The 25,129-nt window shown below is 34.9% G+C and carries 23 protein-coding genes; 9 read left to right on the top strand and 14 right to left on the bottom strand.

Annotated features, from left to right (window positions below):
• Positions 1-47 precede the first annotated feature (47 nt).
• The 4 genes from VBZ51_RS18010 to guaA are packed head-to-tail and all read right to left on the bottom strand — an operon-like array spanning position 48 to position 4,695.
• Complete coding sequence (locus VBZ51_RS18010) at positions 48-581, bottom strand: DUF922 domain-containing protein (RefSeq protein WP_244745198.1); 534 nt, start codon at positions 579-581, stop codon at positions 48-50.
• Entirely contained in the window at positions 569-973 is a 405-nt protein-coding gene (locus VBZ51_RS18015; protein ID WP_058105712.1) for an OsmC family protein, read from the bottom strand. Before VBZ51_RS18015 ends, VBZ51_RS18010 begins: the two co-directional genes overlap by 13 nt.
• Before the next feature lies 1 nt (position 974).
• Positions 975-3,161 (bottom strand): LysM peptidoglycan-binding domain-containing protein, encoded by a 2,187-nt coding sequence (locus tag VBZ51_RS18020; protein WP_416577838.1) that lies wholly within the window; start codon positions 3,159-3,161, stop codon positions 975-977.
• 1 nt (position 3,162) lies between these two features.
• Positions 3,163-4,695 carry a glutamine-hydrolyzing GMP synthase gene (guaA, locus tag VBZ51_RS18025; protein ID WP_416577839.1) on the bottom strand — a complete coding sequence of 511 codons (1,533 nt, stop codon included), beginning with the start codon at positions 4,693-4,695 and terminating at the stop codon, positions 3,163-3,165.
• A gap of 73 nt (positions 4,696-4,768) precedes the next feature.
• On the opposite strand from guaA, the gene VBZ51_RS18030 reads away from it, so the two are divergent.
• Positions 4,769-5,494, top strand: a complete 726-nt coding sequence (locus VBZ51_RS18030) for an SIMPL domain-containing protein (protein WP_058105709.1) — start codon at positions 4,769-4,771, stop codon at positions 5,492-5,494.
• Between the two features lie 392 nt (positions 5,495-5,886).
• Positions 5,887-6,432, top strand: a complete 546-nt coding sequence (locus VBZ51_RS18035; RefSeq protein ID WP_416577840.1) for a pyridoxamine 5'-phosphate oxidase family protein — start codon at positions 5,887-5,889, stop codon at positions 6,430-6,432.
• Here the strand turns inward: VBZ51_RS18035 and VBZ51_RS18040 are convergent.
• Together VBZ51_RS18040 and bshC are read right to left on the bottom strand one after the other, a co-directional pair.
• The gene (locus VBZ51_RS18040; RefSeq protein WP_416577841.1) at positions 6,429-7,802 is read right to left on the bottom strand and encodes an ArnT family glycosyltransferase; all 1,374 of its coding nucleotides are present in this window, start codon (positions 7,800-7,802) and stop codon (positions 6,429-6,431) included. The two genes, VBZ51_RS18035 and VBZ51_RS18040, sit on opposite strands and share 4 nt — an antisense overlap.
• Positions 7,803-7,805: 3 nt before the next feature.
• Positions 7,806-9,410, bottom strand: a complete 1,605-nt coding sequence (bshC, locus tag VBZ51_RS18045) for a bacillithiol biosynthesis cysteine-adding enzyme BshC (protein ID WP_416577842.1) — start codon at positions 9,408-9,410, stop codon at positions 7,806-7,808.
• A gap of 173 nt (positions 9,411-9,583) precedes the next feature.
• Here bshC and VBZ51_RS18050 point away from each other — a divergent pair, with 173 nt between their 5' ends.
• The 5 genes from VBZ51_RS18050 (at position 9,584) to VBZ51_RS18070 (ending at position 16,754) form a co-directional block, all read left to right on the top strand.
• Positions 9,584-12,037 (top strand): M14 family metallopeptidase, encoded by a 2,454-nt coding sequence (locus VBZ51_RS18050; RefSeq protein WP_416577843.1) that lies wholly within the window; start codon positions 9,584-9,586, stop codon positions 12,035-12,037.
• Between the two features lie 6 nt (positions 12,038-12,043).
• Positions 12,044-12,238 carry a DUF4177 domain-containing protein gene (locus VBZ51_RS18055; RefSeq protein ID WP_058105705.1) on the top strand — a complete coding sequence of 65 codons (195 nt, stop codon included), beginning with the start codon at positions 12,044-12,046 and terminating at the stop codon, positions 12,236-12,238.
• Between the two features lie 174 nt (positions 12,239-12,412).
• Positions 12,413-14,779 carry a DUF2339 domain-containing protein gene (locus VBZ51_RS18060; RefSeq protein WP_416577844.1) on the top strand — a complete coding sequence of 789 codons (2,367 nt, stop codon included), beginning with the start codon at positions 12,413-12,415 and terminating at the stop codon, positions 14,777-14,779.
• The gene (locus VBZ51_RS18065) at positions 14,766-15,992 is read left to right on the top strand and encodes a DUF3999 family protein (protein ID WP_416577845.1); all 1,227 of its coding nucleotides are present in this window, start codon (positions 14,766-14,768) and stop codon (positions 15,990-15,992) included. Before VBZ51_RS18060 ends, VBZ51_RS18065 begins: the two co-directional genes overlap by 14 nt.
• A 150-nt stretch (positions 15,993-16,142) precedes the next feature.
• Positions 16,143-16,754, top strand: coding sequence for a hypothetical protein (locus VBZ51_RS18070; protein ID WP_416577846.1), 612 nt, complete (start codon positions 16,143-16,145; stop codon positions 16,752-16,754).
• 36 nt (positions 16,755-16,790) lie between these two features.
• On the opposite strand, the gene rimO is transcribed toward VBZ51_RS18070, so the two are convergent.
• Entirely contained in the window at positions 16,791-18,092 is a 1,302-nt protein-coding gene (rimO, locus tag VBZ51_RS18075; protein ID WP_416577847.1) for a 30S ribosomal protein S12 methylthiotransferase RimO, read from the bottom strand.
• Between the two features lie 117 nt (positions 18,093-18,209).
• Between rimO and VBZ51_RS18080 the strand changes: the two genes are divergently transcribed.
• Together VBZ51_RS18080 and VBZ51_RS18085 are read left to right on the top strand one after the other, a co-directional pair.
• Positions 18,210-19,334: a serine hydrolase domain-containing protein gene (locus VBZ51_RS18080; protein ID WP_416577848.1), complete on the top strand. Its 1,125-nt coding sequence runs from the start codon at positions 18,210-18,212 to the stop codon at positions 19,332-19,334.
• A gap of 67 nt (positions 19,335-19,401) precedes the next feature.
• Positions 19,402-20,004, top strand: a complete 603-nt coding sequence (locus VBZ51_RS18085; RefSeq protein WP_416577849.1) for a nitroreductase family protein — start codon at positions 19,402-19,404, stop codon at positions 20,002-20,004.
• 12 nt (positions 20,005-20,016) lie between these two features.
• On the opposite strand, the gene VBZ51_RS18090 is transcribed toward VBZ51_RS18085, so the two are convergent.
• From VBZ51_RS18090 to rpmB, 7 genes are all read right to left on the bottom strand, one after another.
• Positions 20,017-20,862, bottom strand: a complete 846-nt coding sequence (locus VBZ51_RS18090) for a metallophosphoesterase (protein WP_416577850.1) — start codon at positions 20,860-20,862, stop codon at positions 20,017-20,019.
• Positions 20,863-20,878: 16 nt separating this feature from the next.
• Positions 20,879-22,561, bottom strand: a complete 1,683-nt coding sequence (locus VBZ51_RS18095; protein WP_416577851.1) for an amidase family protein — start codon at positions 22,559-22,561, stop codon at positions 20,879-20,881.
• Between the two features lie 4 nt (positions 22,562-22,565).
• The gene (locus VBZ51_RS18100; protein WP_416577852.1) at positions 22,566-23,390 is read right to left on the bottom strand and encodes a DUF2911 domain-containing protein; all 825 of its coding nucleotides are present in this window, start codon (positions 23,388-23,390) and stop codon (positions 22,566-22,568) included.
• A gap of 59 nt (positions 23,391-23,449) precedes the next feature.
• Positions 23,450-24,406: a signal recognition particle-docking protein FtsY gene (gene ftsY, locus VBZ51_RS18105; protein WP_071340022.1), complete on the bottom strand. Its 957-nt coding sequence runs from the start codon at positions 24,404-24,406 to the stop codon at positions 23,450-23,452.
• 86 nt (positions 24,407-24,492) lie between these two features.
• Positions 24,493-24,645 carry a DUF4295 domain-containing protein gene (locus tag VBZ51_RS18110; protein ID WP_071340023.1) on the bottom strand — a complete coding sequence of 51 codons (153 nt, stop codon included), beginning with the start codon at positions 24,643-24,645 and terminating at the stop codon, positions 24,493-24,495.
• A gap of 36 nt (positions 24,646-24,681) precedes the next feature.
• Positions 24,682-24,864 carry a 50S ribosomal protein L33 gene (gene rpmG / locus VBZ51_RS18115; protein ID WP_058105695.1) on the bottom strand — a complete coding sequence of 61 codons (183 nt, stop codon included), beginning with the start codon at positions 24,862-24,864 and terminating at the stop codon, positions 24,682-24,684.
• Between the two features lie 21 nt (positions 24,865-24,885).
• Positions 24,886-25,125 (bottom strand): 50S ribosomal protein L28, encoded by a 240-nt coding sequence (gene rpmB / locus VBZ51_RS18120; protein ID WP_036155860.1) that lies wholly within the window; start codon positions 25,123-25,125, stop codon positions 24,886-24,888.
• Positions 25,126-25,129: the final 4 nt, after the last annotated feature.

Genomic DNA, 25,129 nt, shown 5'->3' on the forward strand with positions numbered 1-25,129 from the left:
TAAAAAGCACCTTGAATATAAAGGTGCTTTTTAATTTATACTGATCTCTAATGGTCAAGTGCCTCCCCTATTTCTTTCACCCATCTTTCTTGAACAGGCAAATTTCTGGAGTAATTGGTCTCTGCGTCATACTTATTCTGAAAATCGTTCAACTGCCTAATGGTTGACCTATACAATTTACGAACCTCTTCCTTAACATTATCGGTGAAAGTGGCATTTGCCAACTTTACCCTTAATTTACGTGCGTATAGCTCCGTAATATCAAAATGCAACTGCTCATGCAATAATGTTACATCATTACATATTTCTGGTTTATACCAAGATTTTGTGGGGTAAAAATATGCGTATACATTAAAGTCCACCTGCATTTCCCCGTTTTCATAAAATGTAGAAAAATCATAACTAATTCCACTGGCCGTAGTAGCTGCTGCACCACTACCGGACGGAACCTTGCCTTTAAAATCTTTCCAAGTAAACCTAAACTCCGGTGACCATTCAACTTCCTCTTGACCTTGAACAGAAGCAATGCACAAAACGATCAAAAGCCAAAAAATATGATATGTTCTTTTTACAAATCCCAATAATAGGTGATTACTTTTTCAATATCCGGGTGTAAACTGTAATGTACCGGGCATGTATTTGCTGTATGCACCAATATCTTTCTATCCTTTTCAGAAACTTGTTCCGGCAAATGAACTTCAACCTCTATTTTAGAAATTCTTCTAGGTGAGGCCGCCATGTGCTTAGTTACGGATGCCGTAGTCCCTTTCAAGTCTACCTCTAACCCGTTTGCCTTAATACCCATCATGGTCAACATACAGCTTGCCAAGCCCGTAGCTACGGTATCAGTTGGTGAAAATGCCTCTCCTAAACCATTGTTATCAACGGGAGCATCGGTCACAAAAGAATTGTTGGACTTTAAATGAACACATTCAGTTCTAAGACCACCGTTATACGTTACTTTTGATGTCATTTTATTCTAATGTTTTAATTCTTAAATCATCCATCATCATTATATATGACGATTGATTATAATAGCCCGCAACACCTTTTCTTTGGTAATTGAACTTATTACCATTGTATTCTGTTTCACCTATGAATCTAGAAGCTTCCAACAAGTTGTTTTTATAAGCTAATTTCAACAACAAATCATAGGTAAGATCAAAACCTCTTACCGCATATTTATTGGGATCATCACCAAAGCGTTTTCTATACCTATCTACAAAAGAACTATTGGCAACCTCTTTATTCACCGAAGGGTAAGTGAACTTTAAATTTGATAAATGTGTATTGGAAATCACATCATTTTCAAACGCAGAGTTCATGTCTGTTGTAAACATACGAACACTAACTTTATCTTTACCCACCAAAGGATCAAAGGCAGTATTATTAAATGAATTTAATATGGAGACTATACTTGAAATCAACTTATAATTATCAGATTCTACAAAAACCCAATTAGGTACTTGATCAGATAGCAGGGTCTGTAGTTTATCTCTGTTAATACCAATATTTTTCTCCTCTTCTTTTACGACTACCACTTTTGCAGATGGAAATCTTTCTATAATAGCGTCTTTTTCCTTTTTATTATCTTCATCTGCTATAATCAAAAGTGTTTCATCTGTATGATTTTTTTCCACATAGTCTAACATATGTTTCCACAATACCTCTTCATCCGTATAAGAGTAGAACACATTTTCCAAACTTAAATCGCTTTTTGCCGTTACCGGCGCCAATACCGGAACGTTATATCTAGAAGCTTGAACTGCGGTCTCTTTTAATGAAGGATTGTCCAAAGGACCAAAAACCGCACTATAACCACCTAATTGTTCTGCTTGCAATAGTTGTTTTGTCTTACCTAAATCCAATTGATTATCAACCGTTTTCACATCTATTGATACTCCTAAAGACTTTAACGAATCTATGGCTACCAATGCACCGGAATACAGACCTAAACTAACGGTCATATCTCTTCTAGAATCAATTGTTTTTTCAGCGCTTTCCTTATCCGCCAAATTCACCTTGTCCAATCTAAATGGCAACATGAACAGTACTTTTGGCTTTACGGCAATATTAATGCTATCCAATAAATTCACTTTATCCAATACCAGAGCATTCTTCACTTCAAAATCACCTACTTTATCTTTTGGCAATTTAAGTACCATGCCTGCCTTTAAGCCATCTTTTAAATCAGGGTTCAATTGGGTTAGCTCTGCCCAGGTCATGTCAAATTTTCTAGTCAGCCTAAACTCGTTTTGCTTTGGTTTAACCTCATAAAAAATATAGTTGTCCGTGTTAATATCACCAGTTTCTACCTTTTGTTCAGGTATACGAATAACCATACCCTCTTTTAACCCACCACGTTCTGTAATTTCTGGATTAAGGCGTACTATTTCATCTGATTTTACTCCAAATTCTTTCTCTAAACGATAAAAATTCATCTTTGCAGGTACCGTATAAGAGGTGTATAATTGGGTTACCTGATTCTTTACCGTACTACCGGCTATTTTAGGCATAACCAATTCATAACCTTCAGATAAATAATTGTCCGACTTTGATAGCCCAGGATTTAAAACCAACATGCTATCTATGGTAATGCCATATTTATGCGCTATACTCCATCTGGTTTCCTTTGCGGCAACAATGTATTTTTCAAAATCTTCATCGTTAATACCCACATCTTCAACTTTTGGAGCGGCATATTTAGGAATACGCAGATCCATCTTTTTCTGAAGGGGCGAGGCATATAAAACCGGATTATATTTTTTTAATTCATCCTCGGTAATATTATACATTTGGGTAATGCCAAAAATGGTTTCCCTTTTCTTAACACGGTGCTCTGTATAACCTATTGGCTCTCTAAAATTTTCTGCATCTTGTGCAATCTCTGTACTATTTTTATTAGGAGTGTTTGCCGGCTTATTCGCAACTTTTGCACTTGGTACTACCAATATAGTATTAGGTCTTAAATCCTGACCGGTTTTTATCTCTTTATTGTACTGCAAAATACTTTCAGTAGAAACCCCATATAATTTAGAAATACTTTCTAAGGTCTCTCCTCTTTTAACCTCATGTGTATTAAATTTCTGAGCCATTGCAGTGCAAGAGACCAATACGCAAAATGCCCAAATAATGTAAATTTGATTAAATATATATTTCATACTATTCCCATTCAATTGTCGCTGGCGGTTTAGAACTTATATCATATACGACACGATTAACGCCAGGGACTTTATTAATGATATCATTTGATGTTTTTTGTAGAAATTCATAAGGTAAGTTCACCCAATCGGCGGTCATACCATCTGTACTTTCCACGGCCCTAAGTGCCACGCATTTTTCATAGGTACGTTCATCTCCCATTACACCTACGCTGTTAACGGGCAATAACATAGCACCGGCTTGCCATACCTTATCGTATAGTCCCCATTTTTTTAATCCGTCAATAAAGATAGCATCCACCTCTTGCAAAATAGCCACTTTTTCTGGAGTGATATCTCCAAGAATACGAATTGCCAGACCAGGACCTGGAAAAGGATGCCTACCTAACAAAGCTTTATCTATGCCCAAGCTAGCACCTACTCTTCTTACCTCATCCTTAAATAACATCTTTAAAGGTTCTACCACTTTTAATTTCATAAAATCTGGCAAACCACCTACATTGTGATGACTCTTTATTGTTTGTGAAGGTCCGCCAGTTGCCGAAACCGATTCTATAACATCTGGATAAATAGTACCTTGCGCCAACCACTTTGCGTTTTCTACCAAATGAGATTCATCATCAAAAACCTCAATAAAAACCCTACCTATTGTTTTTCTCTTAGTTTCTGGATCGCTTTCTCCTGTTAAATCACCCAAAAAGCGTGCCGAAGCATCTACACCTTTTACATTTAAGCCCATTCCCTCATACTGCTTAAGTACATCGGTAAACTCGTTCTTTCTTAAAAGTCCGTTATTTACAAATATACAGTGCAGGTTTTTACCTATTGCCTTATGTAATAAAACAGCTGCAACAGAAGAATCTACACCACCGGATAGTCCTAAGATTACTTTTTCATCGCCTATTTTCGCCTTTAATTCAGCTACTGTTTTATCAACAAAGGCATCTGGCGTCCAAGTCTGTTCCATCCCGGCAATATGCACTAAAAAGTTTTCCAGCACCTGTTTTCCATCTGTTGAATGATACACTTCTGGGTGAAACTGAATAGCATATGTTTCTTCGCCTTCAAATTTGAAAGCGGCATTTTCAACATCATGCGTACTTGCCAAAAGAGTTGTATTTTCAGGTAAATGCTTAATGGTATCGGCGTGGCTCATCCACACTTGGCTACCTGCATCTACTTTATCAAAAAATGGTTCGTTCTCCTTAACAAAGCTAAGGTTTGCACGACCATATTCCCGTGTATTCGATTTTTCTACACTACCACCATTAAAGTGTGCCAAATACTGCGCGCCATAACAAACGCCCAACAATGGTTTTTTACCTCTAATTTCAGACAGATCTGGGTGAACGGCATCTTCACCCCTAACCGATAAGGGCGATCCAGAAAGTATTACCGCTTTATACTCAGAAAGGTCTTTTGGTAATTTATTATAAGGTTTAATCTCGGAGAAAATGTTTAGTTCACGTACGCGTCTTCCAATCAATTGGGTGTACTGAGAACCAAAATCTAGTATTAGGACTTTATTTTGCATGGGCAAAAATAGCAAATTGACCGTTCTTGAAAAGTATCTTTTAATATATTTAGACTCGATTTAAATATTTTTCATGAAACACATTAGTGCAATTATTTTTGGAGCGGCAATTGTCATTGCTGCATATTTTTTAGGCAACGCTTATATACAAAGGGCAAACCCGCCCCAAATGATATCGGTTACAGGCTTGGGCAATGAAAATTTCACCTCTGACCTCATTGTATGGGAAGGTCAATTTTCTACCAATAGCACTGTTTTAAAAACAGCTTTCGACCAATTAAACCAAGACAAGGAAATTGTTCGAGAATATTTAACATCTAAGGGCATTGATACTAAAAGCATTATTTTTAATAGTGTTCAAACTACAGAAATGCGAGACAACCAATATGAAAATGGAAATTACGTTGGCAATATTTTTAAAGGATACCAACTTGTACAAACTTTAAAAATAGAATCTGAAGATGTAGCTTTAATAGAAGGTGTTTCTAGAGAAATTACCGAACTTTTAAATAAAGGTGTTCAGTTTAACTCATTGCCCCCAAGGTACTATTATACAAAATTGGCAGACCTTAAAATTGAGATGATTTCCAAAGCAACAGAGGATGCCAGAATACGTGCAGAGAAAATTGCCGAAAATGCAGGTAGTAATTTAGGTGACCTGGTTTCTGCCAATATGGGCGTTTTTCAAATTACCGGTCAAAACTCTGGAGAAGACTATAGTTGGGGCGGTGCCTATAACACCTCTTCTAAAAATAAGACCGCATCAATAACTATGCGTTTAGAATATAAAGTTAAATGATAGTCTTGCTTTGATCGATCCTTTTTACCGATCTGGTTAAGAGCAATTTACTTCTCTTATCAATCATTTAAATATATAACATATAAAAGCCCGGTAATCACCCGGGCTTTTTAATCAACCAATTATCAAACCGAATACTTTAAAATTTCTTTTTCATAGCAATCAGTATTCTGCACATTGGTCGCACGTATTTTTAATACCTTACAAAGAATCCAAAAAAAAGCTCGGAAACCACCCCGAGCTTTTAAATAAATCAAAAACCAAATTAAACCAAAAGCTAAAAATTGAACCTTTTCAATTTCTTTTTCATAGCTATTATCTTTATAACAACTAACTAAACCATTACCCTACCCTATTTTTCAATTATTTTTACTATTAAATAAATTACCACAATGACAGGTTCATTTTTTGAAGAGTTAAGTATTGAGATCAAGAAAAGTGTAATTGAAAGAGGGCACCCATTTAGGTTCATTACAATGGCAACTACCGGCAAAGAATCTATTGCAAGACTGCGTACCGTAGTACTTCGTGAGGTGACCGAAAATTTACGTTTAACTATTTATACCGATAGCCGAACCCAAAAAATAAATCATATTCATGTAAATAATCAAGTTAGCTTGCTTTTGTACCATCCTGATAAAATGATGCAGTTAAAAGTAGAAGGTATTGCTGAAATAGTAACAAATACCGAGAGATTAAAATCAACTTGGCAAAATATTCAGCCCAATAGCAGAAAAGATTACATCACAGAAACTAGCCCGGGCACAGCAATTAAGAATCCTGACCATGTGGAATATGTAGAAGACAAAAACCATTTCACCATAATCGATATTTTTCCAACTAAAATTGAATATCTAAAACTTAAAAGACCTAACCATATTAGGGCTCTTTTTACAAAGACCGATGACATTTGGAACGGAGAATTCTTAGTTCCTTAATTGATATAGAAATATAGATTTTCTTTTTCTTGCCCAAAACCAATGAGACTATCTACAGGTGTGGTCTGTTTTTCTACAGATGGGCCGATCGTTATTTCAACTTCCCCCTCATGCTGCAATTCCAATGCGGTTAACGAATAATCATCTGCAGAAAGTATGGTTCGTTCTGGATGTAGTAAGCGCACATTACCGGCATAAGTAACATTAGGTAGCACCCAATGATAAGTATTATAATTCTTGCTCAACTTACTGGCAACCGGCTCAAAACCAAAATGTACAGATGAAGGTATTTTCATCACCTTTTCTATTGGTGTTCTTATGGTTTGTATACCTATAACCAATATAAAAACCCAGTACCCAACAGTAACTAATTTCTTACTATTCTTTAAATCAACAATTTCCAGCAGTAGAACTACAAAAGGAATAAAAAGTGGTAGCAACCATCTGGTCTCAACTTTCTGACTTTGAAAAATGAGAAAAAACAAACCCAATACCAGTAATTGCGTAATTAACATTTTAAAAAACCAATTGATTCCAAGCTTATTAAAACTTAAATTTTTAGAGAAGTAGCCTATACTGATTATAGCGATAACAGGAAACATCAAAACAAACAAGCCTTTTAAATAGATCATAAAGGGTAGCATTGAAAAACCCGATTTAGCTTGTTCTTTTCCTATTTTTTCTTCTATACTAGAGGTTAAAAAAGATTGATATTCATCTGGACCCAATAACCAATACACATGAGGACCAACCAATAGAACGGAAACTAGAACCGACAATAGTATTTTTGGGTTGAAAACGATAGCTCTCAATTCTTTATCCCACAAAACAACCACGGCAAAAGTCACCAGAAAGAATATATAATTGTATTTAGACATTATACCTACACCTAAAACCAATCCAAGCAAAAGATAATTTAAAATAGATTTACGCGCTAACAATAGCTGTATACTATAATAAGAGGCAACTACACATAAACAAAGTAAACTTGTATGCGAGAGTCTACGAAAAGTAAAATCTATATATACGGGTATTAAAACCAATGCCAGAACAGCCAATTTAGATGTATCCGCCTCCTTAATACGTAATCCTGAAAATCTATAAAGTAATAGCAATGTTCCTGCAAACAATACAGCCCTAAGTAAAGAGAATGCCAATTTGCCCACACCAAAAACAGTATTAAAACCATACTGTAACCACGTATAAAGGGGTGGTTGATCATCATAACCCCAACGTAACCACTGAGAATAATAAGCCTGCTCCGCGTCTTCTAATTCTAACGCACTTTTGAAAAAAGTAATTGCCGTAATGGCAAAAAAGGATAATATAGCAAGTACGTTTATCTTATGTAGCGTTTTGCCTTTACCCATTATTTACTTTTGGGTGATGACCGTAAAATTTAAATTCAAAGGTTCTAACGCCTTAAATAGCATTGGTAACAATGCTTCACCATATGCTAAATAAAACTCCGAAAAATTTAATTGTCTTTCTTGTAAAGATTGATTCGGAAAAATTTCATTCTGCAGTTCGGTCATGCGAACTACATGGTCTTTCAATTTTCTTTTTTGCGCTTGGAGCAACCTTTTTTCCAAGGCATCCAAGCCTTTTTTCTGTTTTACCTCTTGAGCCTTTACCGCGCCTAAAAACGACTTATCTGTTTTTTCTGCAAGCGCATACATTTCTTTAAATTGCTCTTCCAACAATTTTTTCTGTGGAGCAAAATCAATATCAATATTAGAAATTTCACGAATCTTTTTATTGATCAAGCTATTCTGGCTCAAGAATACATCTGACTTGGTAATATTCATTCGCTCTAATTTATCGGCTTGTTTCTCGGTAATGATCAAAGCTGAATTTCTGACCAATAAAATAGGAAACGTTACTTGCGTGGCGTCAAATGAAGCTTTCAATTCTAACCAATATGCAATTTCTCCGCCGCCGCCTATATAACAAAGGTTGGGTAAAATAACCTCTTGGTATAAAGGCCTGGCAATAACATTGGGAGAAAATCTTTCTGGAAAATTTTCCATTTCACTCACCAACTCCTCTTTCGTAAAAGTTATGGCAGTATCATTAACGGCATATTTCCCCTTACTTTCCACTAGCCTTTCCCTAATACCATCTTTTAAATAGAAATAATTGATTTCACGTGGGTTTACTTGTACAGGGTAATCAGAAGATATTTGGGTAATTTCCCCTATAGTTTCAGATACTTTCTTAAAAGCTGTTTGCTCAAAAATATCTTTTTTCATGTATGGTACAAGCAATTTCTTCAACTCAACATCATCACCATCAACAATTACCAAACCGTAGTCTTTAAAAATTTCGTTCGCTAAAAAGCGTGTTGCATCGGTCAGGGTATCATGCTTTAAATAGGCATTTTCAAATAATTCTTTTAACACTTGGGCATTTTTACTATCACCAATAGTTTTAGAATAAAGGGCAAAAACCTCTTCCAATCCTTCCGTAGGCAAATGACCTACAGCTCCAGAAGCCTCTTTGTTCCACTGAAATTTTAGTCCTTTGAAATTAAAATAATTGATTTCATCGAAATCATGATCCTCAGTGGCCATCCAATAGATCGGTACAAAGTTTTGATCCGGAAATTCTTTTTTTAATTCTTTGGTAAGGTTTATGGTAGAAATAATCTTATAAAGAAAGTAAAGCGGACCTGTAAATAAATTCAACTGGTGGCCCGTAACTACCGTAAATGTATTTTTCTCCTTTAAAAGCTCAATATTAGCATTAGTATGCTTAGAAACGTTGATTCCTTTATACTGTTCTATCAATGAACCAAACAATACACTTCTCTGCGATTGGGTAAATTGTTTACCCTTTTCTTCTATTTGCCCTTTGAACCCATCTATATTCGGAAAACGATTATACAATGGTTTAAGCTTAGTATCTGCGGCAACATAATCGCAAATTAATTTCGAAAAATAGCCCGTTTTTACTAAGGGCAAACAGTCAATATCCATATAAAAATTAAAATCTTGGTAAATATAAAACCCTTTCGTTTTACATTTCCTAAATATAAGTTAATTACCGGTACTGTTAAATACCTGTTTACTCGGTGAATTACAGATTAGATAAGGTACAATTAGCATTTATTTTAATAGATTTGGCTGACTCAGAACACAAACAAACCTATATGAAACTAACTTTACGCATTGCATTACTATTTATTCCGTTTTTAGGGCTAGCTCAATTAAAATCGCCCTCAGAGTTTTTAGGCTACGAACTTGGCACTCAATTTACAAGACACCATGAGGTAGTAGATTACTATCAATATTTGGCAAAGGCTGAACCTAAACGCATGAAACTTATTGAATATGGAAAAACCAATGAACGAAGACCTTTGTTATTGGCAACCATTTCTTCTGAAGAAAATATGCAAAACCTAGATCAAATTAGGGAAGAGCATATGAAAGGTATTCATGGAGAAGGTTCTCCGGACAAAGCTATTGTTTGGTTGAGCTACAATGTACATGGCAATGAAAGTGTTAGTACAGAAGCATCTATGCAAACCATTTACGACCTTTTCACAAGCAAGAAAGCATATTTGGAAAATATAGTTGTATTAATTGATCCATGTATTAATCCAGATGGACGAGATCGTTACGTAAACTGGTACAATCAATTTAAAAACTCGCCAAATCAAGTTGACCCTCAAAGCAAGGAGCATCATGAAAACTGGTGGAGTGGTAGAAGTAACCATTATATGTTTGACCTTAATAGAGACTGGGCATGGTTGACACAAGTTGAGAGTCAGCAGCGCCTAAAACAATTTAACCAATGGCTACCCCATGTTCATGTAGATTTTCATGAGCAAGGTGTTGACAACCCCTATTACTTTGCTCCTGCAGCTGAACCTTTTCATGAAGTTATTACAGATTTTCAAAGAGAATTTCAAGAAACCATTGGAAAGAATCATGCAAAATATTTTGATGCTAATGGATGGTTCTATTTTACTAAAGAAGTCTTTGATCTTTTATACCCAAGCTATGGCGATACTTACCCGACATATAATGGTGGAATTGGTATGACTTACGAACAAGGTGGAAGTGGACGTGCCGGACTTGGCATTATCACGGGTATTGGAGATACGCTTACCTTAAAAGATAGAATTGCACATCATCATACCACCGGCTTATCTACCGTTGAAGTGGCCTCAAAAAATGTTACTAAATTGAATGATGAGTTCAAGAAATTTTACCGTGACAAAAATTTTAAATACAACACTTATGTGATGAACGGTAACCCCGATAAAATAGAGGCTTTAGCAGATTTATTGAGTAAACATGAAATTGAATTTCAAGCAGGTACCAATAGTACCTTTAAAGGGTACAACTATGCCACCGGTAAATCTGGCTCAATAAAAAGTACTAATAAAAGTTTGGTCATTTCTACAAACCAACCAAAAAGCACCTTGGTAAAAGTACTGTTCGAGCCCACCGCAAAGTTAAGCGACTCGGTTACCTATGATATCACCGCATGGTCTTTACCCTATGCCTATGGTTTAGACGCGATAGCTTCAGAAACCAGTGTAGCTAAATCTACACCTCTTCATAGTGGTACTGAATACGGTGTTTTAAAACCGGACAGTTATGCTTACTTAGCTGATTGGAACAGCATGAAAGATGCTCAGTTTCTAGCAGAATTATTGCGTAACAAAGTTCGAGTACGTTTTGCCCATAAGCCATTTACATTAGATGGTATTTCGCATGAACGAGGCACATTGATAATTACTAAAAGTGACAATAAGCACCTTAAGAATTTCAAAGATATCCTTATTTCAGCTTCAGAAAACAATTCAAAGAATGTCATTTCTACAAATACAGGTTTTGTTGAGAGCGGAAAAGATTTCGGCTCTGGTTATGTAGATGTAATTCAGAAATTAAATATCGCCGTTCTTTCTGGTGAGCCAACGTCTACTTTGCGTTTTGGTGAAATTTGGAACTTTTTTGAACAACAACTTAATTACCCTATTTCTGTATTGGGACATGATTATTTTGACCGTATTGACCTAAGCAATTATGATATTTTAATTTTACCTGACGGACGTGGGTATAATAGTTTTCTAAACTCATATAACAAGGAAAAAATAAAGGACTGGGTAAAACGTGGTGGAAAATTAATTGCCATGGGCGGTGCAATTGATGGAATTACCTCATCTGACAAAGATTTTAAATTATCTGTAAAAGAGATTGAAAAAGACTCATCCACTACAATAGGATCATTTGAAATTTCTGAAAGAGAACAAATAAAATCTGCTATTACCGGAGCAATTTTCAAGGCCACGGTAGATAACACAAATCCGTTAGCTTATGGTTACGATGACACTTATTTTACCCTTAAATTAGGTGCCCGTTCTTACAATTACCTAGAAAATGGCAGCGCAGTGTATTTGAGCGAAGGCAATAACGAACCTGTGTCCGGTTTTGCCGGTAGCGAAGCAAAGAAAAAAATTGCGGAAACTTTAATCTTCGGTACAGAAGAAATGGGGCGTGGTCAAGTTATTTATATGGTAGACAATCCCCTTTTTAGAGGCTTCTGGGAAAATGGTAAGCTGTTTTTTGCAAACGCCCTATTCATGGTTAAATAAAATATTATGAAACAATACAAAGTTGAAACACTTATTTATTATTCGAAACTTACGTTTGACAAATACCATATTGTAGATAATTCCAACAAAGAAATTCAAGAAAAATTAGATAGCTACGCAAAAGATGGTTGGCGTTTGGTTTCTACAGATGCATCTAATTTTGGTGCAGCTATGTATATCTATCTGTATTTTGAAAAATAATTTTGATTAACCAATGTTCTTGATCAATTGGTAATTACCAATATCCCTTAAACAGTTTATCTCGTTTAAGGGATATTTTATTAGGTAAAGGAATTTGGCAAATCTTCCAACAAATCTGCTTCTTTTACGTTTAAATTAGAAGACCCTAATTTATTGGGGCGTAAACCAATGCTTATGGCTAACGACCAAGACCAAATAAATATCTTGCTGCAAAAATTAGAAATTCTTTTAAAAAAGCAGCAAGATTTTAATATTGAAGTAAATGAAATACGAAGGGACATTCAAATATTAAAAAATACCCAAGCATTAAAGTTTACTGAAGATTCTAATAAAAAGTTTCAAGAAGAACCTATATCCAAGCCTATTGTTGAAACTTCCAAATTGATAGAACCGGAAATTACCGAAAACCCCGTTCAATTTAAACAGACAATTAACCCTAACTCTAATAAACCGGTAGATCCACCTAAAAAGAAATCAACTCTACCCAAGAAAAAATCAAATCTCGAAAAATTTATTGGTGAAAACCTGATCAATAAAATTGGAATATTGATTACGGTAATTGGTGTTGTCATAGGCGCAAAATACTCTATAGAAAATAATTTAATTAGTCCGCTAACAAGAATTATACTTGGCTATTTAGTAGGTTTAGGCTTAATTGGATTTGGTATTAAATTAAAAGCAAAATACGAGAGCTATAGTGCCGTTTTGGTCAGTGGTGCGCTCGCAATACTGTACTTTATAACATTTTCCGCATATGATCTTTATGCGCTCTTTCCACAACTAGTAGCCTTTGGTATAATGCTCCTATGTACCGTTTTTGGTGTTGTAGCAGCATTAAATTACAACAAACAGGTAATTGCACATATTGGTCTTGTAGGGGCCTACGCAGTGCCGTTCTTACTAAGTAATGATTCTGGCAACATAACTGCTTTATTTAGCTACATCTCCTTAATTAATGTGGGCTTATTGGCAATTTCATTTAAAAAATATTGGAAAGCACTCTACTACGTTTCCTTTACTTTTACTTGGCTTATATATAGCTATTGGTTCTTTTTTGAAAGTGATGATTACCATAATAATTTTATTTTAGGCTTTACCTTTTTAGCTACTTTCTTTACTATATTTTACATTACATTTTTAGCTTTTAAACTAGTTAAAACCGAAGTGTTTAAGGTTGGCGACATTGTATTAATCTTACTCAACTCTTTTATATTTTACGGTTTTGGTATTGCATGGCTTAATAATTATGAGGGTGGTGAATCTTATCTGGGTCTATTTACGATTTTTAATGCGTTGATTCATTTTATTATCACGGTAATAATTTTTAAAAGAAAACTTGCAGACAGAAAGTTATTTTTCATGACTTCTGGCTTTGTTCTTTCGTTTATCACCATTGCTGTTCCTGTTCAATTAGATGGCAACTGGGTAACCTTGATTTGGGCGTTTGAAGCTGCCCTTTTATTCTGGATAGGACGAACAAAAAAGGTAACTTTCTATGAGTATCTTTCTTTTATCATGGTGGCTCTGGCCATGGTTAGTTTAATGATGGATTGGGAACAGGGATATCATTGGAGAAATACTTCTGATGTATGGAGCCCCATATTAAACACTACCTTTTTAACCTCTTTAATTTGTATTTCCGCTTACGGATTCATGACCTGGCTTCAATTAAAAACTCCATCAACAAAACCATCTTTTGTACAGAATTGTATGAAAATCTGTATACCTGCCTTGTTTCTTGGTACGCTATATTTAGCTATATATTTTGAAATTGAACACTATTGGAACAATACTTTTCAAGCCTCTAAAATTAATATCGAGAATTCCATTGGCAACTACCCTGAATACAATTACAATATTGTTGATCTTGAATCTGTTTGGCTTGTAATTTACACTATGGTATTTATCGCCGCATTAGGTTTGATAAACAACTTCAAGATAAAAAACAAAACCCTAGGTATTGTATCTTTGATTGCTGCTCTTTTAACGACATTTACTTTTTTAACGAGTGGTCTTTACATACTTAGCGAATTACGCGAAAACTATATAACCCAGGAACTCGCCGAGTTTTATAATATTGGAATATATAATATATACATACGTTATATTTCATTTGCCTTTTTTGCTTTTTTACTTTTTGCTATTTACAAAGTAGCCCAAAAGGAATATCTAAAAATCAATTACAAAATACCCTTTGAAATTTTACTGCACATTTCTATCATCTGGATTCTTAGTAGCGAGTTGCTAAATTGGATGGATCTAGCAGGGTCTAATCAATCTTACAAACTAGGTCTAAGCATTTTATGGGGCGTTTATGCACTACTTCTTATTGCACTAGGAATTTGGAAAAAGAAAAAATACCTGCGTGTAGGTGCTATCGTACTATTTTCAATAACATTGATCAAATTGTTTTTCTATGATATTTCTTCATTGAATACTATTGCTAAGACTATAGTATTCGTTTCCCTTGGAGTTTTATTATTGATCATTTCATTTCTTTACAATAAATACAAACACATTATTTCAGATGAAGTCAAATAATTATCACTTAACATTCTTTGCCTTTATAATAACATCATTTTCTTTTGCGCAAATGCATTCCTATGCTAAAAAAATAGAACTAAAAGGGATAGATAGCTTATGGCACAACATTGAAATACCAAATACCGTATTTAAAGATTTGAATGCCAACTTAAGCGATATTAGAATTTATGGCATAACCGCAACAGATACTATTGAAGCCCCTTATATCCACAAGACTTCAAAGGCAACCCAGGCCAACGACGAAATTTCTTTTAATCTTTTGAACCGGGTTCATAATACAAAAGGATATTACTTCACCTATGAATTGCCAAATAAAGAAACCATCAATGAGATTATTCTAGATTTAAAAGACCAAAATTTCAACTGGGAAATAACTTTAGAGGGTAGTCAGCATCAAAAACAATGGTTCACTATTTTGGAAGATTACCGCATTTTATCCATAAACAATGACCAGACCAATTACGCCTTTACAACTCTAAAATTTTCCGATACCAGCTATAGATATTATCGTTTATTGATCAAGAGTGATGTAGAGCCAAACTTAGCTACGGTGAAAATTCTTAAAAAGGCAAAAAAGGAAGCCGCATATCGAAATTATCAAGTACAATCATTTCAAGTTAAAGAACAAGAAAAGAATACTATTGTTGATGTGGAACTAAGCACCAAGGTACCATTAGATTTTTTAACTGTCACAGTAGATGATAATTTTGACTATTATAGATCCATATCATTACAATATTTAGCAGATAGTGTTAAATCGGAAAAAGGCTGGCATTATAATTATAGACCTCTGACCACCAAAACACTTTCTTCAATGGAAGATAACAGCTTTGAACTTCCTAGTATACTAGCAAAAAAAGTACGTATCATTATATTAAACTATGACAATCAACCCCTGAACATTTCCAGTGTAGCACTAAGAGGTTTTATACACACCTTAACAACACGCTTTACCGCGCCTGCCAATTACTTTATGGTGTATGGAAAAAATACAGACAAATCTCCAAATTACGACATTGCCAAGACAAAAATAATTTTACCTCAAAATATTACTAATTTAAATTTAGGAAAGACAATAGATATACAAAAAAAAGAATCTATAACTACTGCTCCTCTTTTTGAAAATAAGTGGTGGCTTTGGGGAATAACAGGACTTATAATAATTCTGCTCGGTTATTTCACTATAGGCATGATGAAGAAAGAACTTTAAACATAATTATCTTTTAATCAATTAGTTAATACAATACCAAAATTATAGTTACCAACATGATTTTTATTTTTATGCTAATTTTGGCTAAATGAGTTTCATATTAAATGATTTATATTTAATCTCTATATAACACCTAACCAAAATTTAAAAATGAAAAAATCTGTCTTAACCAATGCCTTGTCATTGGTCTTTTTTGCTATTTGCGCACAAGTATCTTCACAAGTAACCAATATCTCGGTAATAGATAGTTCAGCTACAATGAACACTCCTGTTTCCTTAGATAGCACAACAACAGAGCAACTACAAACAGTTGATAGTTTGGTCACCGTTGATCCACGACTAAAATTTGGATGTGGCTTTGGACTCAATTTTTTAGGAGGCACCAATATTAGCTTGTCACCTAACTTAATATATAATTTAAGCGATAATTTTAGTTTAGGCGCGGGAGTTCAAGGAAGTTATAATTCCATTAAAAATGTTCAAAAAACTACAACCTTTGGTGCTAACGTTATTGGACAATACAATCTATCTAAAAAGTTAATGAGCTTGTTAGAGTTTGCCCAATTAAAAGTGAATACAAAACAAGAAACACCTACTGGTGAAATCAAAGATGATTTTTGGGAATCCGCATTATTTGTTGGCGCAGGCTACAACATTAATAATAAAATCTCTATTGGTGCCAAATTTAATGTGCTATATGATGATGATGACGAAAGTGTTTATTCTAGCCCAATAATCCCATTTGTAAACATCACTTTTTAGGTAAAAAAAAATCCCAACTAGAATTGGGATTTTTTTTTAAACAGGCTCTCCGTATAAATCAAAATCTGCGGCCTCTGTAATTTTCACGTTTACAAATTCACCCTGTTTCACATAATGTTTAGTAGCATCGATCAACACTTCATTATCCACATCCGGTGAATCAAACTCAGTTCTTCCGATAAAGTAATTTCCTTCTTTACGATCAATTATGCATCTAAATGTTTCACCTACTTTATGTTGATTCAATTCCCAAGAAATTTGAGATTGTATTTCCATGATGATATTTGCACGTTCTTGCTTTACTTCTTCAGGCACATCATCAACCAAACTATAGGCATGTGTATTTTCTTCATGGCTATATGTAAAACATCCCAAACGCTCAAAACGCATGGCAATTACCCAGTTTTTAAGAATTTCAAAATCTTCTTCGGTTTCCCCTGGATACCCTACAATTAAGGTGGTCCTAATGGTCATTTCAGGTACCGCTGCTCTAAATTCTTTTAACAATTTGGTCGTTTTAACCTCTGTAGTACCACGACGCATACTTTTTAAAATACTATCCGATATATGTTGTAATGGGATATCCAAATAGTTACATACTTTTGGTTCCCTATTCATTACGTCAAGTACATCCATTGGAAAACCTGCCGGAAATGCATAATGCAAACGTATCCATTCAATACCTTCAACTTTCACTAATGCCTGTAATAATTCGGCAAGATTTCTTTTCTTATAAAGGTCAAGACCGTAGTAAGTTAAATCTTGAGCTATCAAAATAAGTTCTTTTACCCCTTTGCCGGCAAGTTTTTCAGCTTCTGTCACCAATTCTTCAATTGGTGTACTTTTATGTTTACCACGCATTAATGGAATAGCGCAAAATGAACAAGGTCTATCACAACCTTCGGCTATTTTTAAATAAGCATAGTTTTTTGGTGTAGTGGTCAAACGCTCACCTATTAACTCATGCTTATAATCTGCTCCTAGCGCTTTTAATAACCCTGGCAATTCACTAGTGCCAAAATACTCATCTACATTTGGTATCTCTTTTTGCAAATCTGGCTTATAGCGTTCACTTAAGCAACCGGTTACAAAAACTTTATCAACCGCACCTTCTTCTTTCTTTTGAACATATTCTAAAATGGTATTAACACTCTCTTCTTTGGCATTAGCAATAAAGCCGCATGTGTTAATTACTACGATGTTCCCTTCTTCTTCATGCACAACTTCTTTGTCGTTAGCCTTTAATTGGCCCATGAGTACTTCAGAATCATAAACATTTTTTGAACAACCTAGCGTTACTACGTTGATTTTGTTCTTCTTAAGAGATTTTGTCCTCATAATTTTAATTGGGGTGCAAAAATACGATTTGGGTATTTAAAAACGTTAGATATGGACAAATTTACTTGTAATCTTTAGTTGATTACGGTTTATTAACGCCCAAAACTTAAATTTAAAATGAAATTCTCCCAATATTTCAGCCTAATTGCCCTACTATCTGTTTTTGTTTCATGTTCAAGTGATTCTGATCCATCAACTGAAACAGGAAAAAGTGGAACGCCACCTGCTGTTACACCAGTACCTACCGAAACATATTTTCCACCTATTTCCAGAACAAACGAATGGGAAACCCTTTCTATGGAAACATTAGGATGGAATGAAGATGAAGTCAGTAACTTATACTTCTTTTTAGAAAATAACAATACAGATGCTTTCATTATAATAAAGGACGGAAGAATTATCATAGAAAAATACTTTGGTGATTTTAAATCTGACGACAATCATGCATGGAATTCCGCTGGAAAAAATTTAACCGCAATGTTAACAGGTATTGCCCAAGAAGAAGGTTTCTTAAATATACTGGAACCCACATCTACCTATTTAGGTGAGGGATGGACAAATATGCCCTTAAATCAAGAACAGAATATTACTATTAAGAACCAATTGACAATGACAACCGGTCTAGATTATACGGTTGAAGATATTTTCTGTACTGACCCGGAATGCTTAAACTTTTTAAATGACCCAAATACATTTTGGTACTACCATAACGGACCGTATACTTTGTTAGATGATGTAATTGCTAACGCTACAGAAAGAGATTTCAATGCATATTTCTCCGAAAAAATCAAAGAACCTATTGGTATGCAAGGTTTGTTCCTTAAAATAGGATATAACAACGTATTTTTCAGTACTGCAAGAAGTATGGCCCGCTTCGGAATTTTAAACCTTAACCAAGGTAATTGGGATGGCACCTCCATTCTTTCGGACCAAGAATATTTTAATGCCATGACCAATTCGTCTCAAAACCATAACCTTGCTTACGGCTATCTCTATTGGTTAAACGGTAAAAGCAGCTTTAGACTACCAAGTTCAGAAGATGAATTTACAGGTAGCTTAATACCTAATGCTCCAGACGACCTTATCGCAGGACTTGGCTTAAACGATCAAAAGTTATATATGGTACCAAGCTTAGATATGGTTATAGTACGTATGGGCGGAGCTAGCAATGAAGAACTTTTAGGACCTTCTAGTTTTGACAACGAATTATGGGAATTGATAAATGCAGTAATAGAAAATTAACCTTGTATATTAGAATAAAAACTACTATTCTAAGTTATAAAACTAGAAATAAATCAATTTAGATACAATGGACTTTAAGCAATTTGCAGAAAATAGGTACACAACTAAAAAATATGATGCAACCCGTAAGATATCAAATTCAGATATTCAAGATTTAAAGGATATACTCAAACTAAGTCCTTCTTCAATTAATAGCCAACCATGGTTATTTACTTTTGTATCAAATGAACAAATAAAAGATGATTTAGCCGAAGCATCTTATTTTAATGCTTCCAAAATTAAGGATGCTAGTCATTTAGTTGTATTTAGCGTTATGGACAACTTGCTAGAATTTGAAAGAAGAGTTGAAGAAAATCTAAATGAAGGTTCTGTGAGGTTCTATAAACAATTTGTAAAACCACAACCGCACGAAAAAACCATTAATTGGCTTACCCATCAAGTATACATAACATTAGGTTTCTTTTTGGCAGCCTGTGCAGCTATGGAAATAGACTCTACACCCATGGAAGGTATTGAACCAGAAAAATACAAGGATATTCTAAAACTCAAAGATCATAAAGTTTTATTTTCGGTTGCAATTGGCTATAGGCATAAGGAAGATAGTACACAACCCAATTTAATAGGTAAATTTAGATTACCTTCCGAGACTGTAATACAAACTATTGATTAGCTACAGGATACCCTAAACTTCTTTTGTAAGCTCAAAAACCGTAATCTCTGGTCTTACATTTAAGCGTACTTGGCGAAGACATCCTATGGCACTGTTTATATAAAGCGTTTTTCCTTTTCCCAATTTTTTAATACCTGCATCGTAATTTTTATTTTTTACAGGAAGTAATGGAGCGGGTAAAAATGGTGGTTTTACTTGCCCACCGTGGGTATGACCAGATAATATCCACCCCTTAAAATTGTTCCAAACAGGTAAATCGCATACATCAGGATTGTGACATAATGTGATATTCGCCATTTCAGGTCTATATTTAGCGGTAGCTTTCAAGGGATAGAAATTACTTCCCCAAAAATCATCCATTCCCAAAAAATTGAGTCCGTCTATTTCAATAGCATCATTTCTCAACATGGTGACGCCTACTGCCCTTAAACTTTCAGTGATGGTCTTTGCCACAGGTTCTTCGACAAAGTCGATACCATAATCATGATTACCTAGAATACCTATAGTACCTAAAGTACCCTTTACCACATGTTGTAGCACCTCATTCAACTGATCGATCTGTTCATTATTTTCATAGGTTACATAATCTCCTGTATAGACTACAAAATCAGGATTCAATTTTTGTGCATCTTGAAACGAATCTACGATATATTGATAATCGAACGAATTACCGATATGTATATCACTAATCTGCATCAGTGTTTTACCTACAAGGGCATCAGGTAAGTTTTTTAATGGCATTTTTAAATGAACATATTTCAGCCAAAAAGGCTCTATTTGCCAACTATATAAACCGACCAACAACCCTAATCCCCCTCCCCATCGAAAAGTGTTCTTTATAAATCCCCTTCTTTTCATGACACCTAGAACAATTTTAATTTCTGTAGTCTTTAGGCATCATCCTGATAGGAAATTTTTCTTCATATGCTTTACCAATTCTAAGCAATTTGGCTTCAGTGAATTGTTTGCCTATAAAAGTTAGACTAATTGGTTCTCCAGATGGCTTATAACCCATTGGCACTGTAAGCGCCGGATATTTTGCAACAGCGGCATAACCTGCATGATAATTATTAATAGAAAGTATTGCATCTAACCTATTCTTATCCATAGCTGAATTAAAAAACGTTCGTCCATTTTTTTCTAAATTCAGTTTTATTTCCTCTAATTCTGAGCTAGTTGTGGTATCTGAAACTATGCCATTAAATAGCGCTTGACCATAAGGGATTCTTACTAAAGAATCATTATTATTGAATGCTACTGCATCTTCAATAGATTTTATCTTCACTAAGTTAGGATCCGTATAATTCCTTAAATAAGAGGGTAAATCATTTCGCATGTCAATATTTAGTATACTTAAGAATCCGTCCATACTTACTTCCGGAGGTACTATTTCTATAATTGTAGCACCTTCATTTTTTAATTTATCTATAGTTTTTCTATAGATACTATCAGATTCCATTAGCTCTTTAATGGCTCCTAACCTAATTTCATTTAGAGGTTCAGGATTGAGACCTGCGGATAAAATGCCCGGATAGTTATCTTCCACAGATGCGCTATCCACCTCATCATAACCCAACATAGCCGATAATAAAATAGCATTGTCCTTTACATTTTTGGTCATAGGACCGGGAGTGTCCAAAGTACTGGATATAGGAACTATTCCTGACCTACTTAATAAACCTATGGTTGGTTTTAAGCCCACAACAGAATTTTGACTACTAGGTGACAATATAGACCCTGATGTCTCTGTACCAACGGCCGCTACTGCATAGTTTGCCGCAACTGCGGTTCCACTACCAGAACTGGAACCGCCAGTTTCAAATATTCTACGACCATAGGGGTTCAAAGTTTGACCACCATATGCGCTATACCCTACTGGGCAACCTGAACATAAAAAATAAGCCCACTCGCTTAAATTTACCTTACCCAAAATTAAAGCACCATTCTTTTTAAGTTGCCGTACTATAAATGAATCTTCCGTTTTATTGTCCATAAGAGCAATTGAACCGGCCGTTGTTTTCATTCCTACGGTATTAATATTATCCTTTAACAATATGGGCATGCCATAGATTGGATGTTGTATTTGGGTGGCAACTCCTTTTTCATTTTGCTCGTCCAACTCACGAGCTTGTTGAACCACATCTTCATTAAGAGCAATTATGGTATTTAACGTTGTGGTATTATCCAATTCATATTTATAAATACGGTATAAATAAAACAGAACCAGGTCCTCATAAGTTAATCTCCCTTCTTTGATATGATTTCGAATTACAAAAATATCTTGCTCCAAAATCATAGGTAGCAGTAGTTTGTATTCTTCTTCCGTCAGGTTAGAAACTTCTTTATATAGCGGCCTGAACACTTCATTTTTATCAAGCACTTTAGATTGAATCAATTTGTACCGCATACGAGTATTATCATGATCGGCATTACCAGCTACTTCTAATGAATCGTCATAGGGAGTCCAAAGAACAATTTCATGCCTTTCTTTTGTATCCTGTTCAGTTTTACAGGCACCCAAAAAAATGATGACCATTAACAAAAGGAGTTTTTTCATATTCTTATTTTTTAATTATGCTAAGCGCTTTCCAATGTGCAATATTATCTTGATTGAGGCGAACAAATTCATCTTTCCCCTCCTTCTCCGCCAATTTCATAGAAATTTTTGCTGCAGTGATTGCTTCATCAAACATTTTTAGATCAGCCAATATTAATGAGCGCACTCTATGAAAATAATAAGTATCGCCACCTAATTCAATAGCCCTTTCAACATACTCTTTTGCCTCATTTGTATGTATATTTTGCTCCTGATAATATCTAGCAATTTCATAATACGTTTGGGCACTAGGAGCATTTGAAAGTTTATCCGCTATTTGCACTTTCATGATAGCCTTGGTATCAAAATGAATGGGTATAGATATTTGTGTTGTTCCCCAATTCCAATTCATCAATGTTCCGTTGTGATCGATATCATCGAATGAAATCAGAAAACTTTCTTGAAAAACTTTCACTTCGGTTGGCAATAATGCAATACGAAGTGCATCTTCATTGGGGTCGTAGTTCTTTCTACCATCTCCCCAATGCGATAGATTTTTATGGAATACGATTTCCCATTTGTTTTCATTTGGAAATGCATAAAGGGCATAAGTACCCTTATCCAAAGAATTATCACCGATTATTACGTTGCTACTAAACGTAATTTTGGTTGACTCATTTGCCCCTACCCGCCAAATACGCCCATAAGGCACTAAGCCTGGTGCTCCATTAGGTTGATTACCAAATAATGTACGACCCTTGGCAGATGGCCGCGAATACTCTACAGTAATTTTTGAGAGCCCTACTTCTTGCTCAATCCTGGCGAAGGGACTAGCTTTTGGGTGGTTCATTTGCCCCCAGCTCAGATTACATAATAAAAGAGGAAAAATGAACCAGCCGTATCTCAATTTTAAATCTTAAAGAATGAATCTACAAATTCGTACTTATTAAATGCCTGTAAATCTTCAATACCTTCACCCACTCCAATATATTTTACAGGAATCTTAAATTGATCAGAAATTCCGATGACCACCCCACCTTTTGCAGTACCATCTAATTTGGTAATGGCCAATGCCGTTACTTCTGTGGCCTTCGTAAACTGCTTTGCCTGTTCAAACGCATTTTGACCTGTAGAACCATCAAGGACCAACAAGACTTCATGCGGTGTATCTTCTACAACTTTTTGCATAACGCGTTTTACCTTGGTCAACTCGTTCATTAAATTTACCTTGTTATGTAAACGCCCAGCGGTATCGATAATTACTACATCTGCATCTTGAGTAACTGCAGAACTAAGTGTATCAAAAGCTACGGATGCAGGGTCACTGCCCATTTGTTGTTTTACTATAGGAACATCTACACGATCTGCCCAAACTTGCAATTGATCAATAGCTGCTGCCCTAAACGTATCTGCCGCACCTAGAACAACTTTTAATCCTTGGTTTTTAAATCTATGCGCTAATTTACCAATGGTGGTTGTTTTACCAACCCCGTTGACACCTACCACCATAATTACATATGGCTTTTTATCTTTGGGAATTTGTATATCAGAAATGTCACCGTCATTGGTTTCGGACAAAAGTGCTGCAATCTCACTTCTTAAAATTGAATTCAGCTCGTCTGTACCCACATATTTATCACGTGCTACCCTAGCTTCAATTCTTTCAATAATCTTTAAAGTTGTGTCTACCCCTACATCTGAAGACACCAATACTTCTTCAAGATTATCCAATACATCATCATCTACTTTTGACTTACCGGCAACCGCTTTACCTAATTTAGAAAAAAAGCTGGTTTTCGTTTTTTCCAAACCTTTATCCAAGGTTTCTTTTTTCTGGGAAGAAAATATTTTTTTAAATAAGCTCATTGTTCATCATATGGTTATTCAAATATAAAAATTAAAAAGCCCCTTTCGTAGGAAAGGGGCTCAATAACTACTAAAAGTTATAATTCTTATTTCTTGGCGATCCAAGCATCTACCAATTCTGGCGGCATTACTTGCTCAACAAAAACGTAAGCACCTGATTTTGGTGACTTAACCATTTTTATAGCCTTTGTCAATCTTTTAGAACTTGTCTGTAAACTTGCTACGGTCTTCTTAGCCATGACTTATAATTTTTTGTGATTTCCTAAAATGAAAATCTATTTAATTTCTTTATGAACGGTCATTCTCTTAAGAATAGGATTGAATTTTTTAATTTCCAATCTCTCAGGAGTATTTTTCTTGTTCTTTGTAGTAATATATCTTGAAGTACCTGGTTGACCAGATTCTTTGTGCTCAGTGCACTCTAATATAACTTGTATTCTATTGCCTTTCTTTGCCATCTTAACGCTCTATTTTCCAGATTACTTAATTACGAATCCTTTTGCTTTTGCTTCTTTTAAAACAGCAGATATTCCTTTCTTATTGATACTCTTTAAAGCTCTTGTAGAAACTTTAAGTGTAATCCAACGGTCTTCTTCTGGAATGTAAAAACGCTTCTTAGATAGATTTACATCAAATCTTCTTCTCGTCTTATTAATTGAAAACGAAACATTGTTTCCAAACATCGCCTTCTTTCCCGTAATTTCACAAACTTTTGACATCGTG

Source organism: Maribacter sp. HS (assembly GCF_048059195.1).
In the GTDB taxonomy this organism is placed as follows: domain Bacteria; phylum Bacteroidota; class Bacteroidia; order Flavobacteriales; family Flavobacteriaceae; genus Maribacter; species Maribacter dokdonensis.